This window comes from Chryseobacterium aquifrigidense, from assembly GCF_006716485.1.
In the GTDB taxonomy this organism is placed as follows: domain Bacteria; phylum Bacteroidota; class Bacteroidia; order Flavobacteriales; family Weeksellaceae; genus Chryseobacterium; species Chryseobacterium vietnamense.
Genome location: NZ_VFPD01000001.1, coordinates 2662370 through 2682241, shown reverse-complemented (window position 1 = coordinate 2682241; position 19872 = coordinate 2662370). Strand labels below are relative to the sequence as shown.

General features: G+C 36.1%; 24 protein-coding genes. 14 read left to right on the top strand and 10 right to left on the bottom strand.

What is annotated here, in order from left to right; all coding sequences use genetic code 11:
- Window positions 1-22: 22 nt before the first annotated feature.
- Window positions 23-1849 (top strand): TonB-dependent receptor plug domain-containing protein, encoded by a 1827-nt coding sequence (locus FB551_RS11960; protein WP_142017680.1) that lies wholly within the window; start codon window positions 23-25, stop codon window positions 1847-1849.
- Between the two features lie 19 nt (window positions 1850-1868).
- Window positions 1869-2924 (top strand): DUF5074 domain-containing protein, encoded by a 1056-nt coding sequence (locus tag FB551_RS11955; RefSeq protein ID WP_047434313.1) that lies wholly within the window; start codon window positions 1869-1871, stop codon window positions 2922-2924.
- A gap of 157 nt (window positions 2925-3081) precedes the next feature.
- Here the strand turns inward: FB551_RS11955 and FB551_RS11950 are convergent, their stop codons facing one another.
- The 9 genes from FB551_RS11950 to gldB all read right to left on the bottom strand — a co-directional run bounded on the left by FB551_RS11950 (window position 3082) and on the right by gldB (window position 10267).
- Entirely contained in the window at window positions 3082-4500 is a 1419-nt protein-coding gene (locus tag FB551_RS11950) for a CCA tRNA nucleotidyltransferase (protein WP_142017679.1), read from the bottom strand.
- Between the two features lie 37 nt (window positions 4501-4537).
- Window positions 4538-4882: a nuclear transport factor 2 family protein gene (locus FB551_RS11945; RefSeq protein ID WP_142017678.1), complete on the bottom strand. Its 345-nt coding sequence runs from the start codon at window positions 4880-4882 to the stop codon at window positions 4538-4540.
- 107 nt (window positions 4883-4989) lie between these two features.
- A complete protein-coding gene (locus FB551_RS11940) occupies window positions 4990-5538 on the bottom strand; it encodes an L-threonylcarbamoyladenylate synthase (protein WP_142017677.1) in 549 nt (182 codons plus the stop codon).
- Window positions 5539-5817: 279 nt separating this feature from the next.
- Window positions 5818-6246, bottom strand: a complete 429-nt coding sequence (gene tnpA, locus FB551_RS11935) for an IS200/IS605 family transposase (RefSeq protein WP_142017676.1) — start codon at window positions 6244-6246, stop codon at window positions 5818-5820.
- Between the two features lie 274 nt (window positions 6247-6520).
- Entirely contained in the window at window positions 6521-7033 is a 513-nt protein-coding gene (locus FB551_RS11930) for a DinB family protein (protein WP_142017675.1), read from the bottom strand.
- A 102-nt stretch (window positions 7034-7135) separates the two neighbouring features.
- Window positions 7136-7582 carry a GNAT family N-acetyltransferase gene (locus tag FB551_RS11925; protein ID WP_142017674.1) on the bottom strand — a complete coding sequence of 149 codons (447 nt, stop codon included), beginning with the start codon at window positions 7580-7582 and terminating at the stop codon, window positions 7136-7138.
- 69 nt (window positions 7583-7651) lie between these two features.
- Entirely contained in the window at window positions 7652-8794 is a 1143-nt protein-coding gene (locus FB551_RS11920; RefSeq protein ID WP_262711506.1) for a cystathionine gamma-synthase, read from the bottom strand.
- A gap of 135 nt (window positions 8795-8929) precedes the next feature.
- The gene (gene gldC / locus FB551_RS11915) at window positions 8930-9253 is read right to left on the bottom strand and encodes a gliding motility protein GldC (protein ID WP_034695059.1); all 324 of its coding nucleotides are present in this window, start codon (window positions 9251-9253) and stop codon (window positions 8930-8932) included.
- A 30-nt stretch (window positions 9254-9283) separates the two neighbouring features.
- A complete protein-coding gene (gene gldB, locus FB551_RS11910) occupies window positions 9284-10267 on the bottom strand; it encodes a gliding motility lipoprotein GldB (protein WP_185097561.1) in 984 nt (327 codons plus the stop codon).
- A gap of 52 nt (window positions 10268-10319) precedes the next feature.
- On the opposite strand from gldB, the gene FB551_RS11905 reads away from it, so the two are divergent.
- The 8 genes from FB551_RS11905 to FB551_RS11870 all read left to right on the top strand — a co-directional run bounded on the left by FB551_RS11905 (window position 10320) and on the right by FB551_RS11870 (window position 14939).
- Window positions 10320-10958: a leucine-rich repeat domain-containing protein gene (locus FB551_RS11905; RefSeq protein WP_142017672.1), complete on the top strand. Its 639-nt coding sequence runs from the start codon at window positions 10320-10322 to the stop codon at window positions 10956-10958.
- 12 nt (window positions 10959-10970) lie between these two features.
- The gene (locus FB551_RS11900) at window positions 10971-11495 is read left to right on the top strand and encodes a GNAT family N-acetyltransferase (protein WP_226798679.1); all 525 of its coding nucleotides are present in this window, start codon (window positions 10971-10973) and stop codon (window positions 11493-11495) included.
- 2 nt (window positions 11496-11497) lie between these two features.
- A complete protein-coding gene (locus tag FB551_RS11895; RefSeq protein ID WP_142017670.1) occupies window positions 11498-12235 on the top strand; it encodes a leucine-rich repeat domain-containing protein in 738 nt (245 codons plus the stop codon).
- 20 nt (window positions 12236-12255) lie between these two features.
- A complete protein-coding gene (nadE, locus tag FB551_RS11890; protein ID WP_047434281.1) occupies window positions 12256-13047 on the top strand; it encodes an NAD(+) synthase in 792 nt (263 codons plus the stop codon).
- A gap of 26 nt (window positions 13048-13073) precedes the next feature.
- Complete coding sequence (locus tag FB551_RS11885) at window positions 13074-13577, top strand: ribonuclease domain-containing protein (RefSeq protein WP_142017669.1); 504 nt, start codon at window positions 13074-13076, stop codon at window positions 13575-13577.
- Window positions 13578-13699: 122 nt separating this feature from the next.
- Entirely contained in the window at window positions 13700-13867 is a 168-nt protein-coding gene (locus FB551_RS23620) for a GIY-YIG nuclease family protein (RefSeq protein ID WP_310018383.1), read from the top strand.
- A 140-nt stretch (window positions 13868-14007) separates the two neighbouring features.
- Window positions 14008-14631: a Zn-dependent protease gene (locus tag FB551_RS11875; protein ID WP_226798678.1), complete on the top strand. Its 624-nt coding sequence runs from the start codon at window positions 14008-14010 to the stop codon at window positions 14629-14631.
- Window positions 14628-14939: a barstar family protein gene (locus FB551_RS11870; protein WP_047434272.1), complete on the top strand. Its 312-nt coding sequence runs from the start codon at window positions 14628-14630 to the stop codon at window positions 14937-14939. Before FB551_RS11875 ends, FB551_RS11870 begins: the two co-directional genes overlap by 4 nt.
- 232 nt (window positions 14940-15171) lie before the next feature.
- On the opposite strand, the gene FB551_RS11865 is transcribed toward FB551_RS11870, so the two are convergent.
- Window positions 15172-15654, bottom strand: coding sequence for a cytidine deaminase (locus FB551_RS11865; protein WP_142017668.1), 483 nt, complete (start codon window positions 15652-15654; stop codon window positions 15172-15174).
- A gap of 100 nt (window positions 15655-15754) precedes the next feature.
- On the opposite strand from FB551_RS11865, the gene namA reads away from it, so the two are divergent.
- From namA to FB551_RS11845, 4 genes are all read left to right on the top strand, one after another.
- On the top strand, window positions 15755-16807 hold the full coding sequence (gene namA / locus FB551_RS11860; RefSeq protein WP_142017666.1) for an NADPH dehydrogenase NamA: 1053 nt from the start codon (window positions 15755-15757) through the stop codon (window positions 16805-16807).
- A gap of 30 nt (window positions 16808-16837) precedes the next feature.
- A complete protein-coding gene (locus tag FB551_RS11855) occupies window positions 16838-17116 on the top strand; it encodes a DUF2752 domain-containing protein (protein ID WP_047434262.1) in 279 nt (92 codons plus the stop codon).
- A 271-nt stretch (window positions 17117-17387) separates the two neighbouring features.
- The gene (gene tssD, locus FB551_RS11850) at window positions 17388-17792 is read left to right on the top strand and encodes a type VI secretion system tube protein TssD (RefSeq protein ID WP_002977458.1); all 405 of its coding nucleotides are present in this window, start codon (window positions 17388-17390) and stop codon (window positions 17790-17792) included.
- Window positions 17793-17940: 148 nt separating this feature from the next.
- The gene (locus tag FB551_RS11845) at window positions 17941-19872 is read left to right on the top strand and encodes a type VI secretion system Vgr family protein (protein WP_142017664.1); all 1932 of its coding nucleotides are present in this window, start codon (window positions 17941-17943) and stop codon (window positions 19870-19872) included.

Below are 19872 nucleotides of genomic sequence, written 5' to 3'. Positions count from 1 at the left end.
TTCGGAGGAAAAGTAAAAAAGTATGGATATAAAAAGATCTTTAGTACTGCTTTTTTCATCGTATGGCTGTTTTCTTTTTGCACAAGAGAAAGCCATCGATACTGTTTATGTCTTCGACAATCAGATGAATAGGGTGAAACTTTTTCATCCCGTAAAAATAATTTCGGCAGAAGAGGCTGAGAAAAACTCCAGTAATCTTTCTGAACTTCTTAGATTTCAGTCACAGGTTTTTATTAAAGAAAATGGCCGCGGTGCCGTTTCTTCACCTTCTTTCAGGGGAACTACCGCTCAGCAGACTGCATTTGTATGGAATGGGATTAATATCAATTCTAATTTTCTGGGACAGGGAGATATCAATAATATTGCTTTGTTCGGCTATGATCAGATCGGTATCAAAGCCGGTGGTGGAAGTGTAGTGTACGGAAGTGGCGCCATCGGGGGAAGTATTCACCTGAATAATATCCTTGATTTTAATAAAGGCTTCCATGGTTCTGTATTCTCTGAAATTGCTTCATTTAATACCTATAATAATTTTGTAAAAGGTTCTTACAGCAATGATAAGTTCAGTTTTAAAGCTTCCGGAAATTATTCTGTAAGTGAAAATGATTATAAGGTAAGTGATCTGAACTATATCAACAGAAACGGAAATTATTACAATACAACGTTCAATGTAGGAGCATCCTATAAAATCACAAACGATCATAAAGTTTCGTGGCAGAGCCAGTTTTTTGATTCTTCACAGCGTTTTCCCGTGTATGAGGAAACAGGAACAAAAACGAAATATAAGACTCAGAGTGTAAGAAGTCTTCTTTCCTGGGACTGGAACAAAGCGAAGTTCAGTAATTCCCTTAAAGCAGCCTACACGGAAGAGAATTTTCAGTATTTCGGTTCGTTAAACCAGCCTAAATCAAGTGGTGGAACCGGGAAAAATTATATCTTTAAAAATGACTTTAATTATTTCCTGAATTCAAAATGGAACTTTAATATCATCGGAGAGTTTCAGATTAATAAAGGCGAAGGATATGAGAGCGGAATATCCAGTGTCAGCAGAAATATTGGTTCTGTTTCGGGACTGTTACGATATTTTGCAACAAAAGACCTGCGTTTTGAGGGTGGTTTTAAAAAAGATTTTGTAGAAGACGTGAAGTCACCGTTGATGTATTCATTCTCCGGAAAATGGAGTGCTGCAAAATGGTATGATGTAAGCCTTAATGTATCAAAAAACTTCAGATTTCCATCCTTTAATGATATTTACTATGAACCGGGAGGAAATAAAGACCTGAGACCGGAAACCTCTACCCAGCTCGATATGACGAATGAGTTCAAAGCAGGAGATTTCAGCCTTACTTTGTCTCCATACTATATGAACATCACAGATCTTATTGCATGGCTTCCAACGGCCAAAGGATACTGGCAGGCATTTAATGTCAATAAAGCTGAATCCTACGGATTAGAATCCCAGCTGTCCTTTAGCAAACAATGGGGTAATCATAAAATCCGGGCCAATGCAGGATACTATTATGCAAAGTCTATTGACAAAGAAACGAAAATGCAGAGACCTTACGTTCCTATGCACAGAGGAAATGCCAATATAGATTACGAATATGGTTTCTTTAAACTTTTTGCACAGGGACAGCTGAATGGCGTTACGTATACTACAAGTGATGAAAAAAGATCAGATGCCATAGATCCTTATTTTCTTTTAAATATGGGAGTTTCTGCAACTTTGGCCAAGAAATATACCTTAGGGTTTAAAGTGAATAATCTAACCAATACATACTATAAAACGGTTTCTTTCTATCCTTTACCAAAAAGAAATTATAGTGTGTATGCAGCAATAAATTTTTAAAAATTAAAATTGAGTACATATGAAAATAACTAAACTTTTAACTGTATTATTTGCAGTAGTGTTATTGTTTAACATTTCTTCATGTTCAAGTAGTTCTGACGAGATTGAAGTTTCTCCGATCACCTATCAGAACGGATATTTTATCTCCAATGAAGGAAACTATAACAGCCAGGGAGCTAAGGTAACATTCGTGACAAGAAATTTAAGCCTTAAGCAGGATGATATATATGGCTATAATAACAATAAAGATATCCTGGGGGATGTTCTTCAGACTATTGGTCTTAACGGAAACAAGGCTTATCTTGTGGTAAATAACTCAAATAAAATTGTAGTAGTAGACCGTTATACATTCAAAAAATTAGCCGTAATTACTGATCAGCTTGATAATCCAAGAGGGATTACTTTTGCTAATGACTTTATTTATGTTACCAACACCAACTTCGTTGCCCATACTCAAAGTGTAACAAAGTATAAAGCTTCTGACTATTCATTTGTAAGCAAAATCAATATGACTGAAGTTTCTGATAAAGCAGTAGAAGCCGGAGGAAATGTTTTCGTACAAAATGCTTCATCAGGATTTGGAAATAAGATTACTTATATCAATACTTCTAATGATAGCAAAACTGAAATTACAGTTCCAAACGGTCAGATCGGAAATACGGTATCATACAAATCGAATGTTTATACGATTTCTTCAACAGCTACAGATTCTTATATCTATAAAATTTCAGGTACTGGAGCTATTACACCGGTAATTACGCTGACAGGAATTCCTAGTGCTACAAACCTTCAGATTGACAATGATAAAATCTACTTCAGCTCTGCCAATAAAGTATATACAACAAGTTTAGCGATCCCTGCGATCCCTGCAACTCCATTATTGACAGCTGCAGATGGCGGTCCTTACTTTACACTATACGGATTTAATGTTATCGATGGAAGGATTTTTGCATCAGACGTTAAGCAGTTCACACAGGATAGTGAAATGGTAGTATATTCAGCAGTTACAGGTGCTCAGATCAGTTCTTTTAAAACAGGAGGTATCGGTGCTAGTGGAACATACCTGAACCCGTAATGTTTGACAACCTATAAAGAAATAATTTTTTATTTTTTCATCATTTGTGTTTTTTTCCGGCCGGTTTCGAAGAAACCGGCCGGCTTTGTTTTATCAAAATAAAAGACCGGCGGGATGGAACATCCCGCCGGTCTTTTATTTAATATAAATTGTTGAATTATAGAGTTAACCCCAGCTTTTCAGCCTCAGCAATCACAAATTTTGTTGCTTCTTCTTTTTCATTAGGAATTTCACCTTCCAGAATAGCTTCTTTCACTTTCTCTTTCAATATACCTATTTCACGGCCCGGCTTAAGATTAAACATTTCCATAATCTCTTCCCCGGTAATAGGGGGCTGAAAGTTTCTTACCTGATCTTTTTCCTCTACTTCTTTGATCTTTACGGCTACATATTCAAAGTTTCTTTTGAATTTCTCCTGCTTCTTAGAGTTTTTAGTGGTAATATCTGCTTTGCAAAGGGTGAAAAGATCTTCAAGATTTTCTCCTGCATCAAATAAAAGCCTTCTCAACGCAGAATCTGAAGCATCATCAGTAATCAGTGCAATAGGTCTTGATGAAAGCTTCACCATCTTCTGAACATATTTCATATCACTTCCTAAAGGTAATTTCAATCTTTGAAAAAGTGTTTTCACCATTTTTGAACCCAAGAATTCATGTCCGTGAAATGTCCATCCTGTTCCTTCTACAAACTTTTTGGTTGGAGCTTTTCCAATATCATGGAGCAGGGCAGACCAACGGAGCCAAAGATTGTCGGTATTCACAGAAATATTATCTACTACTTCCAATGTATGATAAAAGTTGTCCTTATGGGTTTGTCCTTCTACTTCTTCTACGCCTTTCAGTTCGATCAGTTCAGGAATAATCAGTTTCATAAGACCGGTTTGTTCCATCAGCCTAAGTCCGATAGACGGTTTTTCAGATAGCATGATTTTGTTGAACTCTACCATGATCCTTTCCATAGAAACAATCGTGATTCTTTCTGCTTCCTGCTGAATTGCTTTCAAAGAGTTTTCCTCAATTTTAAAATTTAAAGTAGAAGCAAAACGCACTGCTCTCATCATCCTTAACGGATCATCAGAATACGTCTGAGCGGGCTCTAACGGTGTTCTTAAAATTTCTTTTTCAAGATCTTCGATTCCGTTAAACGGATCAATAAGTTCTCCGAAATTATTTTTATTTAAAGAAATAGCCATTGCATTGATGGTAAAATCTCTTCTTTTCTGATCGTCTTCCAGGCTTCCGCCTTCCACTTCCGGCTTCCGGCTGTTTTCTGTATAGCTTTCCTTTCTTGCTCCCACAAACTCAAGCTCAAGTTCTTTATACTTAATCATGGCTGTGCCATAAGTTTTGAATACCGAAACCTTCAATTTAGGATCTATATCCTGAGCGACCTTTTGAGCAAGCTCAATACCGCTTTGTTCAGTTACAAAGTCTATATCTGTAGATGCTTTTCTGTTCATCAGAAGGTCCCGCACATAACCACCCACAATATATACGGACTGATTATTCCTTTCTGCTGCTTCAGAAATGATTTTAAATAGTTTTAAATTCTTATTTTGATTAAGATTAATTTTCATCGTTAATAATAGTGACAATTTCTACGTATGTTACCCATTAATCATAATGAGCATACATTCTACTAATTTTTCCCTCTTCATTAAAAAACATAACTTCAACAGCATGCTTATCCATAATCGACTTATAAAATAATGCTACCGAATCTACTCCTGCCGTGGAATGAATCAGATCAAAATGAAGGTCCGGAAACTTATCCAATGCCTTTCTCCAATATCCACGAACTGCTTCTTTTCCTCTTAAAGAACTTTCTTTACCACCAGTAGCCAGTGCAATCATAGGAGTCGTAATCTCAATATCATCAGAATAATGGGAAAGTATATCCTCCAGATCATGAGAATTCCACGCATTGATCCAAATTTGAGCAAATTCGTGATGATTCATAGCAAATAGTTTATGAGTTGAGTTTGCAAAGATAGAATTAAAAAAAAGAAATCCTGCCGATATGAACGGGCAAGACTCTAAAAAATAAACATAAAAGTTCAGAATTTTTATTCCCGAAGAACTTTTATCCTGTTGTCATTCCATATTTTGATCACTGATGAGCCTGAGTATTTTGAAATCTTTTCTCTGTCTTCTTCCACTGCATAATCTACAAGGCTGATCATCTCCTCAGAAATATCAGAGAATTTTAGCGGACTTTTTTCACCACTGAAATTGGCGGAAGTAGATACCAAAGGTCTGTTCAGTTTTGTAATCAGCTTTTTACAGAAATCATTTTTTACCAATCGGATTCCTATACTTCCATCCTCTGCAAGAAGTTCTTTAGGCAAGCCTCTGGGGTTTTCATAAACAATAGTTACCGGCTTTTCACTAAGGTCAATAATTTCCCAGGCCATCTCAGGAACATCCACAAGATCCTGAAGTCTTTTCTCAGACTCTACAAGGATGATCATGGATTTATTTTTTTCGCGCTTCTTAATGTCGAAAATTTTGTTGACCGCTTCTATATTGGTGGCATCACAACCAATTCCCCATATAGTATCTGTAGGGTAAAGAATTGTTCCCCCGGATTTTAATATTTCGATAATATGTTCCATAATTGTCTATAAGTTCAAAGAGTGGATAAAGGTAGAGAATATAAGAATTTCAGGCAAAAAAATGGAGTGTAAATATGGTTTTGTTAATAGGTTTTGGCTAAAGCCAATGGAATGCTGTATAATGATAAAACGGGCTAAAGCCCGTTCCTATTGATGTTTTAAGTCATGAAATAAATCAAAAAAAAATCGGTGAAATATCAAATTCAATAGAAATGGGCTTTAGCCCATTTAAATGATAGGCATAAATGTATTGGCTTTAGCCAAAACTTATCTGCCTATTTACATTATAAAATTATATCTTTCAATAAATTCCCTATACTCTTCACCAAAGCTTTTTTTCTGATGATGCTTTTCCTGATTCTTAATGTAATTTCTTACAGAATCTACCATAGATTCAGAAACGGAGACTGCAAAATATTCATCCTGCCATGAAAACTTTCCTTTTACAAGACCATTCTTATTAATCCAATGTGATGATTCTCCCTTTATTAATTGTACAATTTTTTCAATGTTCTGATCAGAACCTAGAGAAATAAGGCAGTGACAATGGTCTGAATATCCATTAATCATATCTAAAAATATTCCTTTTTCTGTAGCATATTCTTTAATATGTTTCCAGACCTTAAAACGTATGTCAAATGTATTGAGAAACGGATCTCTGTTTCTTGTAGAAAAGACAAGATGAATGTAAATTTTGATAAAAGCCATTTGTGTTGTTTTATCAAAAGTAATGTTTTTTAAGTTTCGGCTAAAGCCAAAGGAATGGTATATAATATTAAAACGGGCTAAAGCCCGTTCCTATTGATATTTTAATGATAAATGTATTACATTTTTTGTATAATGTCATTAAGATATGATTTCATGAATTATTAGAGATGGTATTCTATTCAATAGAAATGGGCTTTAGCCCATTTAATTCAGAGATAAAAAATCCTATGGCTTTAGCCAGAACCTATAATAATTCAACCATATTTTTCAACTTTTACATCCATCCCAATTTCGATAAATACCTTTCCTCAATAATGTTAAGGTGGTGATAATTGTGTCCTATAATAAGCTTTCCGATAGTTTCCACAGAAATTTCATGGCCGTTGGCTGTACCTGTATTTTGTAGAGCAGAAGGTTGAAGTGTTTCTAATAGAATTTGGGAAGATTTTCTTACCAGTTTATATTCCTCCAGAAGAGATTCAAGAGTTCTTTCACTGGCGAAGGATTGGTTTGCATATTCATTTTCATCAAATCCCGGAAGATTATTTTTCTCTCCTCTGGCGAAAGCTAATATCCTGTATTGGAAAACTCTTTCTGTATCTGATAAGTGGAGTAGAAGTCCTTTTAATGTCCATTTCCCTTCTGCATAGGCAAAATTAGATTGTTCTTCGGTAAGGTTGGAATAAATTCCGATAGTTTTGTCTGCTGATACTTGCAGTTCGTTGATCCAGTTTCCTAAGGGAATCTGATCTAAATATCTTTGAATGTATTTTTGAAAATCGGTCATGTTATTTTTGTTTTTATAAATTGATTTTGAGGTGCGGATTCGGGATTCGGGTTCCGTGATTCGTGTAAAATTATGTATTACCCATTATTCATTACTTATTACTCATGAATTGCTCCACTCGTAGAAATTCACGGAGTCATACAGTTCAAAGCCACAGGCTGGATAAAGCTTATTTCCGATATCATTGCTTTTTCCTGTTTCTAAAAGAATACCACATGCTTTGGAGGAACGGCAGTGTTCTTTGGATTCTTCAATTAATTCTTTAGAAAAGCCTTTTCCTCTATGGTTTTCATTCACGTAGAGATCATTCAGCAGCCAGTAGCGCTGCATTCTTGTAGATGAAAATATAGGATATAATTGTACAAAACCTGTCAGGTTACCATTTTCTTCCGCCACAAAAATTTCGGAATCTTTATTTTGAAGTCTTTCCTTCAGAAAATTGGTTGCTGCGGGAATATCTGAAGTCTTATGATAAAATATTCTGTACTGGTCAAATAATTCAGCCAGTTGCGGCAGGTCGGAAATGAATGCCTTTCTTGTGTTCTTCATAGTATGAGATGGTGTTTATAATAAAATGAGAAGGATTGATTAACCCTTCTCATTTTAGTTTATAGTGTGTTAAGAAAAAGCTTTCTCAAGATCCGCAATAAGATCTTCTGCATCTTCAATACCTACGCTTAAACGAACAAGGTCATCAGTGATTCCCAATTCAGCACGTTTTTCTGCCGGGATTGAAGCGTGAGTCATCAGAGCAGGGTGGTTAGCCAAAGACTCTACACCTCCTAAAGATTCTGCTAAGGTGAATACTCTTACTTTCTCCAAGAATTTAATAGCATCTTCTTTCTTTCCGGATTTAAAAGTGAATGAAACCATTCCTCCAGCTTCCTTCATCTGAGATTTTGCCAGTTCATACTGAGGGTGAGATTCTAACCCCGGATAAATTACTTTATCTACAGCAGGATGATTTTCAAGATATTGTGCTACTGCAAGTCCATTGTCAGAATGCCTCTGCATTCTCAACGCCAGTGTTTTGATCCCTCTTAATACAAGATAAGAATCGTGAGGGCCTAAAATACCACCACTCGCAAACTGAATAAAGTGAAGTTTTTCTCCCAGTTCAGCATCTTTAGCAATAAGTGCTCCTGCAATCACATCAGAGTGTCCTCCTAAATATTTTGTTGCAGAGTGCATTACAATGTCAGCTCCCAAGTCAATAGGTCTCTGGATATAAGGAGTAGCAAAAGTATTGTCTACTGCTACTAAAATATCTTTCCCTTTTGCAATTTCCACTACTGCTTTGATGTCTACCAGTTTCATCAAAGGGTTTGTTGGAGTTTCTACCCAGATCAGTTTGGTTTTATCTGTGATAACATCAGCAATTTTAGAAACATCATCAAAATTCACGAATGTAAACTTCAGCTGATATTTTTCGAAAAGTCTTGTGAACATTCTGTATGTACCACCATAAAGGTCATCTACAGCAATTACTTCATCACCTGGATTTAATAATTTCAAAACACAGTCGATCGCAGCAAGACCGGAACCGAAAGCTAAGCCTCTCGCTCCGTTTTCAATACTTGCCAAAGAATCCTCTAATGCCTGTCTTGTAGGGTTGGCAGCTCTTGAATATTCATATCCGGAATGTACTCCCGGGCTCTTTTGTGCAAATGTAGAGGTTAAAAATACAGGTACATTTACAGAACCTGTTGCAGACTCGTGGTGCTGCCCTCCGTGAATTACTTTTGTATTAAAATTCATAATTTTTTGCTTTAGGCTTTGAACATTAAGTACATATATTCTATTGATTAATGTTCATTGTTTTTTATTAAAATTTGCTCTAGCTGAATGCAAAAAGCTTACCGCTTACTGCCTCTGGCTTATTGCAATTGTCTTTTTTTACTTAATAGCAGATTTTACAGCAAATTCTTCTGCAATTTCCTCCATCCACTGCGCTACATCCTCTTCACCTGTCGCTCTCTGATAAGTGCTTCCTAAAGATATTAAAATCTGGTGGATAAACATCTTCATCTGATCTACAGGCATTTCTTTGGTCCAAAGATCAATTCTTAACGCTTCTCTTGTTTTATCATCCCATACGGAAATCATGGTTGCTTTGGTATCTTGTTTGTCAATACCGCCATCCTGTGCATTCCATGTAATATTTTCCGGTACGTGATTTTCATCAAGCTCTACATCTATCGTAATCTGAGTCTTTCTCATTTTTCTATTTTTTCTAAATTCTAAATTTTCTTATTTAAGTTTCGGTTTATAACCGGATTGGTTAAAAATTGTGGTAGCATCCATTTTCAGGAATTCCGTCAACTTTGTTTCAGGTTTTTCCTTAAGATATGCCTTACAGATCTGCCATCCTGTAAAAATTCCGATTTGTGGTGACGATTCATTGTCAATTTCTGTATAAAATTTCGAGAATGGTCCGGGTGAAATAAAGCGTTCCCCCAGCCTTGGATCATCTCCGAAGATCAGATTACTTTCTACAAAATAATTCCAGATATTGGCTTCATTGCTTGTTGCCCATTCATACTGCTTTTGAGTATAATTCATTTTCAGATAATCAGGTGTATCTGGAAGAAAAGCATCCTGAAGAATCATTACTTTTCCGTTCAGAATAATCTGATCAATGAATTTCTGATGGTCAGGAGATTCTGTGACAATATTTTCAGCAAAAAGCTGTGATACCTTCGGAACAATATTCTGCGGGTTCATCGATTTTTGAAAATATAGCTCCAGTCCTTTATAATTTGCATTTCCATCGCCCATAAAACCGGTAACATCTATAAATAAAAGGTTCCCTTTCTCATCATAAAATATGGGATCCTGGACCATTTGCAGAGCAGATGAGAACAGATATACTTTTGGATTTTTAAACTGTGGAAAATAATATTTGATATGTGAAAACAAACTCTGAAGTTCACTTTGCAGTTTTGCCTGATCTATTTTTCCGATAGCTTCCTTGTAGATTTTTATCTCTTCAGCATCCGCTCTTCTTTTGCCAAAATCGGCATCAGAAACACTTCCCTGAAACCATGGAAATTGAGCCTTAAACTGATCCAGAGGAACATTCGGATTGTAAAATTCTTTGGAAATATCTGTGATGTCAACTTTTTCGGCAGTTTGTTTGACTTCTACCTTCCATTGATTTTCAGGTTCTTTTTTGCAGGAAATAAGTCCGGCAGCTAAAAGAGAAGAAAGCGCAATATATCTAAAAATCTTCATTATTTTTACATGGAATTTAAGTTTACAAAAATAAGGATTAAATACACAATTCATGATGAAAATTAAAATATTTACAACCCTTTGCTTTATTTCAGGGCTTTCTTTTTTCTATGGGCAAAAGCTTGAATTTAAAGACAAAAACTTTGAAAAAGCTGTACTGGAAAATTTTGATATGAACAAAAACGGAATGATTGAATCCCCGGAAGCCGGGATGGTTATGAATCTGTTCCTTGTTCAGAAAGGAATTACCTCTGCAGAAGATTTGCAATTTTTTAAAAATGTAAAAATGATTGTCATTGATGATAATGTGATTTCTAATGTGGTGATAAGCAATCTGGATCAGCTGGAATTATTTTCATGTACAGGATGCAAAATTTCTTCATTTAAAGCTGTAAATCTGAAAAATTTAACCTCATTATATCTGGATAATAATCTGTTGGAAAGTATTTCATTGACAGGGATTCCAAAAATTAATCAATTAACATTATCTTTAAATCGATTAAAAACAATTGATCTGACTCCGTTTAAAGTCTTAAGAAAACTGAACTTAGAACATAACAACCTTCAGAAAATTGATATTTCCGGTAATCCGGACTTACAAACCCTTAATATCATGGGAAATAAGATAAGAGAAACAGATATAAAGAAAGGCACAAAAACAGAAGTTACTATTTTTGGTGCTGAAGAATAAAAACTAATGATTATGAAAATAGAAACAGAGCGACTGATTTTAAGAAAACTTGAAGATGAAGATTTTGAACGCATATTTCTGCTGGACTCCAATCCTGAAGTCATGAAATATATTGGTGTGCCGGTTTTGACGGACGTCAATGAATCAAAAAAAGTGATCAGCATGATTCAGAAACAGTATGAGGAGAATGGGGTAGGAAGACTTGGAGTGGTAGAAAAAGAAAGCGGACTTCTGATAGGATGGAGCGGATTAAAATTACTGACTTATGAAACCAATGGATACAAAAATGTACTGGAACTTGGATATCGTTTCCTGCCTGAATGCTGGGGAAAAGGATACGCTGTAGAATCCGGAATAGCTTCTCTAAACTATGGCTTTAATGACCTGAATGCAGACGTTATTTATGCTTATGCTCATTCTGAACATGACGCTTCCAACCATATTTTAAGAAAATTAGGCTTTGAAAAAACCGGAGAGTTTGAAGAACCGGACGGAATTTGCTTCTGGTATGAACTGAAACGTGAAAATTATAACTGACTATGAATAAATTTTTATCATTAACAATATTTTGTCCATTAATTATTTTCTCCCAAAAAATTCAATTTAAGGATAAAACTTTTGAAAAGGTAATATTGAGTAGGTATGATACTAACAAAAATGGTATAATAGATGAAAATGAATATGCATCTGTAACGACAATCAATCTTCAAGGAATCCAAATTGAATCCTACGAAGATGTGTACTTGTTTAGGGCAAGAAAGTTAATTTTGGGAGACTTCCCTATAAAAAATCTTATCATAAAAAATCATCCGACCTTAGCAATAATTCATTGCGGAAATTGTGATTTAACTATATTTGAAGTCGAAAATATACCTCACCTTTACAGTATCGATATCAATAGTAATAAACTGAAAAGTATATCTGTAAAGGACTGCCCAGAAGTTGATTATCTGAACGTTTCTGATAATAATATTTCTGAAATAAATGTAGATCATCTCAAAAAATTAGAAACACTTCATATTGGGAACAATAATTTGAAGAAATTAGATGTCCAAAATCTACCGAAATTGAAATGGCTTACAGTGGAAGGAAACCATATTAGAAAATTAGATATTTCTAAAAATTCCGACTTGGTTTCTGTAGTAACTTATGGAAATGAACTAAAAAAAGCAGATATTATAAAGCCAAAAGATTTTAAAGGAGAAATAGTTAACGTAGATCCTGATACAAGAATACAAGATTCTCTTCCGCCACCTCCGGCAAGAGATAAAAAATAATTAAATCTAAAATATAAACGATGCAGACACAGAAAGTGATAGATCACATTGTAAGCTGGTTAAAAGATTATGCTACAAAAGCAAGAGTAAACGGATATGTAATCGGAGTTTCCGGAGGAGTAGATTCCGGAGTGGTTTCTACACTGGCAGCAATGACCGGTTTGAAAACATTACTGATCGAAATGCCGATCCGTCAGAAAGCCGATCAGGTAGGTCGTGCACAGGATCATATGAATGATCTTAAATCAAGATTTCCTAACGTGGAAACAATGTCAGTTGATCTGACACCTGCCTTTGAGGAGCTTTATAAAACATTCGATGTAAAAGACGATCTGTACCCTAATGAGAAACTTGCTTTTGCCAACACAAGAGCACGCCTTAGAATGCTTACTCTGTATTATTATGGACAGCTGAACGGACTTCTGGTTTGTGGAACAGGAAATAAAGTGGAAGATTTCGGAATCGGCTTTTATACAAAGTATGGTGATGGTGGAGTAGATGTTTCTCCAATTGCTGATCTTTATAAAACTGAAGTGTATGAATTGGCCAGAGGACTAAATCTGATCAAAAGTATCCAGGAAGCAATTCCTACTGATGGACTTTGGGATGTGGACAGAACAGATGAACAGCAGATTGGTGCTACGTATCCGGAACTGGAGAAAATCCAGAAAGAATACGGAACGAAAACGGCTGATGATTACGAAGGCAGAGATAAAGAAGTTTTCCAGATCTTCGACAGAATGCATAAGGCTGCGAAACATAAAATGGATCCTATTCCGGTTTGCGATATTCCTGAAGAATGGCGAGCATAGAAATAGCATTACAATAAATAACAGGTATGAACGGAAAAATAAGATCTGTATTTTTTATATGTCTGGGACTTCTCTTTGGAATGTCTGTGATGTATGTCTACAGGAACTTTATTGAAGATAAAAAAGATCAGTCAGGTTCTGCAAAAAAAGAAACAGTGAGCTATGGAAGTACTTCTTCGGATGGAAATTCCTCTGCCCAGGTTTCTATAGATCAACTTACAGAAGAAAAAACGGTGATCAGCTATGTGAAAAAAAATCATAAGCTGCCAGATTATTATATCACTAAAAATGAAGCCAGAAAACAGGGCTGGAGTCCTTCCAAAGGAAATCTTTGTGATGTACTTCCCGGAAAAGCGATTGGTGGAGATCATTTCGGAAACAGAGAAAGACGTTTACCGAATGGAGAAAAGTATTTTGAAGCCGATGTAAACTATCATTGCGGCGGAAGAAATGCAGACCGTATCATCTATACCCGGAACGGTGATGTGTATCTTACCAAAAACCATTATAAAAGTTTTGAAAAACAGTAATGTCATTGCGAGGAACGTAGTGAAGGATCAATCTCTATAAAAGAATCACAAGTGAAAGCAGGTTTTGTCTACATTATGACGAATAAAAATCCACAGTTCTTTATACAGGAGTTACCTCAAACCTGCCAAAACGTGTTCAGCAAAATAAAGAATCATACTATTCACAAAGCTTTACTTCAAGATATAATTTGTATATACTGGTGTATTGGGAATCCTTTCAGGAAATAGGTGAGGCTATATTTAGAGAAAAACAAATAAAAGCAGGTTCGAGACAAAAGAAACTGGATTAATAAATAGTATAAATCCTGATTGGAAAGACCTCACAGGAGATGTTGAAAGTATTATGGATGTTTTTTGAGATTGCTTGGTCGCAGTGCTCCTCGCAATGACCAATGTATAATTTGCATTGTAATTATTATAAATCTTAATTTTGAAAAATTATAACTTTTTGTACTTTACCATCATCTTATTTCTGATGCATTCATGTTCGGAAAAAAAGAAGGGGGTAAAGGAAAAGGCAGAAAAACCAGCCGTAACAATACTCATACAGCCGTTTAAAGATATCAATCAGGACACTGTAGTAAAAATAGCTGAAGAAATAAAAAATATTTACCCGAATGTAAAAGTTCTGAATGCGATAGACTTTCCGGCAAATACTTATTATAAAGAGAGAAACCGATATAGAGCAGATTCAATTATTAAGTTTTTAAATAACAAAACAAAAGAAGGCTTTGTTGTAATTGGTTTGACCTCAAAGGATATCAGTGCCACCAGAGGAAAGATAAAGGACTTTGGAATCATGGGATTGGGCTATAGACCAGGAAAAGCTTGCGTTGCTTCAAATTTCAGACTGAGTAAAGAAAACCGGGATGAGCAGTTTTATAAAATTGCCATTCACGAGCTTGGTCATACACAAGGGTTGCCACATTGCCCGGAAAAAATGTGTTTTATGAGAGATGCAGAAGGCAAGAATCCCACGAATGAAGAAACGGATTTCTGCAAAAAATGCAAAACTTTTTTAATCAATAAAAATTGGAAATTTAATTCAATATGAAGACAGTATATATAGATTTTACAGACATAGGTGACTATGAAGATTTTTATACCCAGCTAAAGGAGAAAGTTCAACTTCCTGAGCATTTTGGCGATAATCTTGATGCCCTTTTCGATACTATTACCGGTAATCTGGAAATGCCCCTCCATTTAGAATTCGTCAACATGACTGTAGATCAGCTTGAGATATTTGAAGACCTTCTGACAACGCTGGAGGATGCTGAAGAAGAAGTTGAAGAATTTAGTTTCAGCTACTATCTGGAGCAGTATGAAGACGAAGATGACGAGTTAGAATCTGAAGAAGAATAAAAAAGAAAGGCTGTTTCAATATAGGACAGCTTTTTTTATGCTGATCCTTATTCTATAATATTCAAATCTTATTCTTTACCATACAAACCTAACAGGTTTCCAAAACCTGTTAGGTTTCTTATATTATTTAACTGAAACACTCATTTACGACTAATCAATGCGAAGTTTTTGCTTCACACCCTGTCAAGATTTCAAACCAAGGCAGGGTTTAAAAATCAGGTTTTTACTTTCCTTACAAAAATGTAGAATCAAAATAAAAAGGAAGAAGATCCTTCACTGCATGTACTTTTACAACCTCTTCATTCATGCTTGAAAAATAAAGGTCAATATTTTCATTCTGTTTGGTTTCATACTCTATTAAACTCTGGCGGCATGCTCCACACGGTGGGATCGGAGGATTTTTCTCATGAAACTCTTTCGGACCTCCTACCACGAAGATCTTTTTTATTTGCACATCCGGAAAATTGGCTGCTACCCAAAAAAGAGTAGTTCTTTCTGCGCAAAGTCCTGATGGGTAAGCTGCGTTCTCCTGATTGTTCCCGGAATAGATTTCGCCGTTTTCCAGTAATACGGAACAGCCTACCAAAAATTGAGAATAGGGCGCATAAGCATTCTCACGAGCCTCTTTGGCTCTTTCAAATAATGTATTTTCTATATCGCTCAGCTCACTGCTATTTTTAAAATATTCGTAACTGATCTGTATGTCTTTTTTCATATATTGTCAACTAAAAAAGGGGGGTAAAAGTAGTTCTTTTTAATGAAGTGGGCAATACTTTATTCTTCCGGCCAAAAGTTCAATTTTTTAAGATTAAAAAATGTTATATACACCGATAAAATTTAGAAATATAGAGTTGAAAAACAGATGGGTAATGTCACCTATGTGTATGTATTCATGTGAAAACGGGGAGGCCAACGACTTCCACTTTGTACACTACGGAAGCAGATCGCAGGGCGGTACAGGCCTTTTGATTGTAGAAGCAACAGGAGTAGAACCCAAAGGAAGAATTACCAATCACTGCATGGGAATCTGGAATGATGAACACGCGGAGAAATTACAGAGAATTGTAGAATTTGTACACAAAAATTCAGAAAGTAAAATAGGAATCCAGCTGGCTCATGCCGGAAGGAAAGGGTCAACATGGAATAATATACAGATTCCTGTGGAGGAAGGTTGGGAGACGGTGGCGCCAAGCCCTATTCCTTATCACCCCACAGAAAGAATTCCGCATGCATTGACGACAGAGGAGGTAAAAGAACAGGTTCAGAATTTTAAAAAAGCAGCAAGAAAAGCAGTGGAAGCCGGGTTTGATATTATCGAAATTCATGGTGCTCACGGATATCTGATTCATCAGTTTCTGTCGCCGCTTTCCAATATCAGAACGGATGAATATGGAGGAAGTTTTGAAAACAGAATCAGATTTCTGATCGAAATTGTAGATGCTGTTAATGAAGAACTGAACGAAAATACAGCTCTTTTTGTAAGAATTTCAGGAACGGAATATGCTGAAAATGGCTGGGACATTCAGAGCAGTGTAGCGCTGGCAAAAATTTTAAAAGAGCATGCCGTAGACCTAGTCGATGTATCCAGTGGTGGAAATATTCATGGAGCTAAAATTCCGGTTTTCGAAGGTTATCAGGTTCCTTTTTCTTCGCAGGTAAGAAATGAAGCGGAAGTGAAAACGGGAGCGGTAGGTTTGATTACCAAAATAGAACAGGCTGAGGAAATCCTTCAGAAAGGTGATGCTGATCTTATCTTTGTAGCAAGAGAAATCCTGAGAAATCCTTATATTGCTGTTCAGGGATCTTTTGAAATGAAAGAAGACTGCTTTTTTCCGCATCAGTATACCAGAGCCAAAATCTCTACTTAATGACCACAAATAATCTGTAAAACAGCAGAAATGGATATCAATGATTTTATGCTTACCTGCCCCAGTAAAAAATACCTGGGGATAGAATGTCTTGGCTGCGGTGCTCAGCGAGCAATCGTGCTGGTATTTGAAGGAAAGTTTTCAGAAGCATTTCAACTGTATCCTGCGGTATATACTTTACTGTTGTTTTTTTTGATCCTTGGTGTAAGTTTTATTGATAAAAAAAGAAAATATAGTAAAACTTTAATGGCTTTGGTGGTCGTCAACCTGGTTATTATGATAATTGGGTATCTGTATAAACACCATTAACTATTAAAATCAGCAGTAAATATTTAATTGTGAACTGTTTTTGTGTTTTGATTTTTTGTTTGTTAATATATAGGAAAATTTTAATAAAAAATATAATTTGTTAGATTAAAATTCCTGTTTTATTTTGTTGTATAGAATTTTAAAATGTCGTAGAACTACTACAATTTCTCAAACAGTGCCCTAAAAACTTTTTAAATTAGAACATGAACTTTATCTTTGTTATATAAATCCTATATCAGGGAACAGTCGTTAATGATTAAAATGTAAGAATATGGCAGGAAATTCAAGAGGAATCTTAAAATTCAATGGAGGTGAAGGTCAGAAGTTGTTAAAGCTTAACTATAGCGTGTCAAGGTCTACAGACGTTTCAGGACGTGTAGCATCTGACCCGTCAAATGCATTGATTAAAGTAACAATTGAAGCAACAGAAAAATCTGATGTTTTAGAAAGTTTATTAAACAGTAAATATAAACCAACAAGCGGAGAAATCAACTTTAATAAATCTCACGAAGAAGGAACATTGATCTCTTTGAAGTGGGAAAACGGATATGTAATCCAGCATGAAGTAGACTTCGATGCCATTGATAGTAATAATATGCTGATCAGCTTTGTAGTAAGTGCTGAAAGCATTACGTATGGAAATTCATCTTATGATGGACTTTGGCCAATGAGCTAAGTCTTTCATGAGCAAGAAATAAAAGACTGTCCTTATAAGACGGTCTTTTTTTACCTAAGACTATATTCTGCAGGACCTTTTGTTTTAATTTTTAAACCCCGTTTCTGCTGAATAATCGTTCAGAAAACTAATCAAATCACTAAAAAATATGTCAAATACACCTGGAAACTCACAAGCGACGTCTTTTCGTCCGACGCAGAATGCAGATGGTATTTCTGAAAACCATCACACAGGTATCAACCGTCTGGTAAAACTTTCTCTTGTCATAGAAGGGAAAATTATCAAGTACTACAAGCATTTCAAGCTTAAGCAAAGTACCAGACGTCATCACGAATTTACGCTGACTTTGGCACACGATACTCTGGGAGACAGACAGACCCATTCATTGGAAGAAGCCAATAAATTCCTTGGAAAACGACTTACAGCCGTTATTTCCTATAAAGATATTGACAACAGTCCGGAGAGAACTTTTGTAGGAGTAATTACCGGAGTAGGATTCAGTCAGGAGCATATGAGTTTAGGAAATATTGTGCTTACAGGTTACAGCCCTACCATCCTTCTTGACGGTGCACCGCATATCCAGAGTTTTGGAGGAAGCCAATCGGTTAACGTAGGAATTATTGCCGAAGAAGTGATTAAGCAGGGAATTGATAAAAGCCGATTTGATGTAAGAGTAGAAGCCAATAATTTTTCTCAGATTATCTACAGCAGCCAGTATGATGAAACCCATTATAACTATCTGGCAAGGATGGCAGAAGCTTATGGTGAACAGTTTTACTATGATGGTGAAGTTTTACATTTCGGAAAACTACCTGCTCAGAATAAACCCATTACCCTTACCTATGGAAGCAGTGCCAATGAAATAAAAGTTGAGCTGAAAGCAGTACATACAAAGCCTCAATTTTACGGTTACAACAGTAATAAAAATGAAAGGCTGACGTCCGGTTCTACACCCATCAAACATGTAAGTGATCTTGCGAAAACAGCCTACAGTCATAACGAAACTATCTATAAAACTCCGGCGCTGCAGATAGCTCCCATCAAAGCAACTACACATTTAGATGTGGAGTATTCTCAGAAAAGTGCAGCTGGAAGTGAAGCGGTAAATGTTTTTTCTATTTCAGGAAATACAACGGTTCCTTTCCTGCATCCGGGGTGCGTAGCTGATGTCCAGATGCGTAAACAGGATTCCAATGAAACCTCTTATTTCACAAGGATAATGATTACGGAAGCAGAACATGAGATTGACACAATAGGTCATTATAAAGGAAGCTTCGTAGGAATAGCAGCAGATACAGGATTTCTTCCAAAACCTGAGTATACCATTCCGAAAGCAGAGCCACAGACTGCCACCGTAATTTCCAATACAGATCCCGAAGGACAGGGAAGAATACAGGTAAGATTTGACTGGCAGACCAATGATACCACTCATTTTATCCGTATGATGAGTCCTGATGCCGGAGGAACCGATCAGATTACCCAAAACCGTGGGTATGTAGCCATTCCGGAAGTTGGAGATCAGGTGATGGTCAACTTTGTGCACAGCCATCCGGACAGGCCATTCGTAATGGGAGGAATGTTCCATGGAGGCATAGCGTTAGGAGGTGGCGTTAACAATCACCTTAAGTCTATACAGACCAGAAGCGGAATCAGGATTCTGATGAATGACGAAGAAGGAAGTGTAACCATTCTTGATCCGAGTGGAAATACCTATTACATGGACGGACAGGGAAATATCAGCATGAAAGCACCTAAAAACTTTACTTTAAATGCAGGCGATAATATCAATATCACCGCAGGAAAAGAAATTTCAATAGGAGCAGGAGCAAGTATAACCAGTACCGCGAATGATAATATCGTGTCCATAGCAGGAAAAGATATGAAACTAACCGCTTCGGGAGATATTACGGAAACCTCCGATACCAGAACGGAAATGATTGAAAAAGAATTCAAGAGACAATCTGAAACATCCAACGAAATAGCAGGTGAAATTTCCATGTTCAGCGAACTGGAAAATATGACCATGCAGAGCGGAAAGATTGTAGAATTCAACAGTGCTGAAAAATCAAAACTTTTCTGA

Coding starts and splice junctions, on each gene's coding strand:
- FB551_RS11960 (WP_142017680.1), top strand. CDS start 23: ATGGATATAAAAAGATCTTTAGTACTGCTTTTTTCATCGTATGGCTGT.
- FB551_RS11955 (WP_047434313.1), top strand. CDS start 1,869: ATGAAAATAACTAAACTTTTAACTGTATTATTTGCAGTAGTGTTATTG.
- FB551_RS11950 (WP_142017679.1), bottom strand. CDS start 4,500: ATGAAAATTAATCTTAATCAAAATAAGAATTTAAAACTATTTAAAATC.
- FB551_RS11945 (WP_142017678.1), bottom strand. CDS start 4,882: ATGAATCATCACGAATTTGCTCAAATTTGGATCAATGCGTGGAATTCT.
- FB551_RS11940 (WP_142017677.1), bottom strand. CDS start 5,538: ATGGAACATATTATCGAAATATTAAAATCCGGGGGAACAATTCTTTAC.
- tnpA (WP_142017676.1), bottom strand. CDS start 6,246: ATGGCTTTTATCAAAATTTACATTCATCTTGTCTTTTCTACAAGAAAC.
- FB551_RS11930 (WP_142017675.1), bottom strand. CDS start 7,033: ATGACCGATTTTCAAAAATACATTCAAAGATATTTAGATCAGATTCCC.
- FB551_RS11925 (WP_142017674.1), bottom strand. CDS start 7,582: ATGAAGAACACAAGAAAGGCATTCATTTCCGACCTGCCGCAACTGGCT.
- gldC (WP_034695059.1), bottom strand. CDS start 9,253: ATGAGAAAGACTCAGATTACGATAGATGTAGAGCTTGATGAAAATCAC.
- gldB (WP_185097561.1), bottom strand. CDS start 10,267: ATGAAGATTTTTAGATATATTGCGCTTTCTTCTCTTTTAGCTGCCGGA.
- FB551_RS11905 (WP_142017672.1), top strand. CDS start 10,320: ATGATGAAAATTAAAATATTTACAACCCTTTGCTTTATTTCAGGGCTT.
- FB551_RS11900 (WP_226798679.1), top strand. CDS start 10,971: ATGAAAATAGAAACAGAGCGACTGATTTTAAGAAAACTTGAAGATGAA.
- FB551_RS11895 (WP_142017670.1), top strand. CDS start 11,498: ATGAATAAATTTTTATCATTAACAATATTTTGTCCATTAATTATTTTC.
- nadE (WP_047434281.1), top strand. CDS start 12,256: ATGCAGACACAGAAAGTGATAGATCACATTGTAAGCTGGTTAAAAGAT.
- FB551_RS11885 (WP_142017669.1), top strand. CDS start 13,074: ATGAACGGAAAAATAAGATCTGTATTTTTTATATGTCTGGGACTTCTC.
- FB551_RS11870 (WP_047434272.1), top strand. CDS start 14,628: ATGAAGACAGTATATATAGATTTTACAGACATAGGTGACTATGAAGAT.
- FB551_RS11865 (WP_142017668.1), bottom strand. CDS start 15,654: ATGAAAAAAGACATACAGATCAGTTACGAATATTTTAAAAATAGCAGT.
- namA (WP_142017666.1), top strand. CDS start 15,755: ATGTTATATACACCGATAAAATTTAGAAATATAGAGTTGAAAAACAGA.
- FB551_RS11855 (WP_047434262.1), top strand. CDS start 16,838: ATGGATATCAATGATTTTATGCTTACCTGCCCCAGTAAAAAATACCTG.
- tssD (WP_002977458.1), top strand. CDS start 17,388: ATGGCAGGAAATTCAAGAGGAATCTTAAAATTCAATGGAGGTGAAGGT.
- FB551_RS11845 (WP_142017664.1), top strand. CDS start 17,941: ATGTCAAATACACCTGGAAACTCACAAGCGACGTCTTTTCGTCCGACG.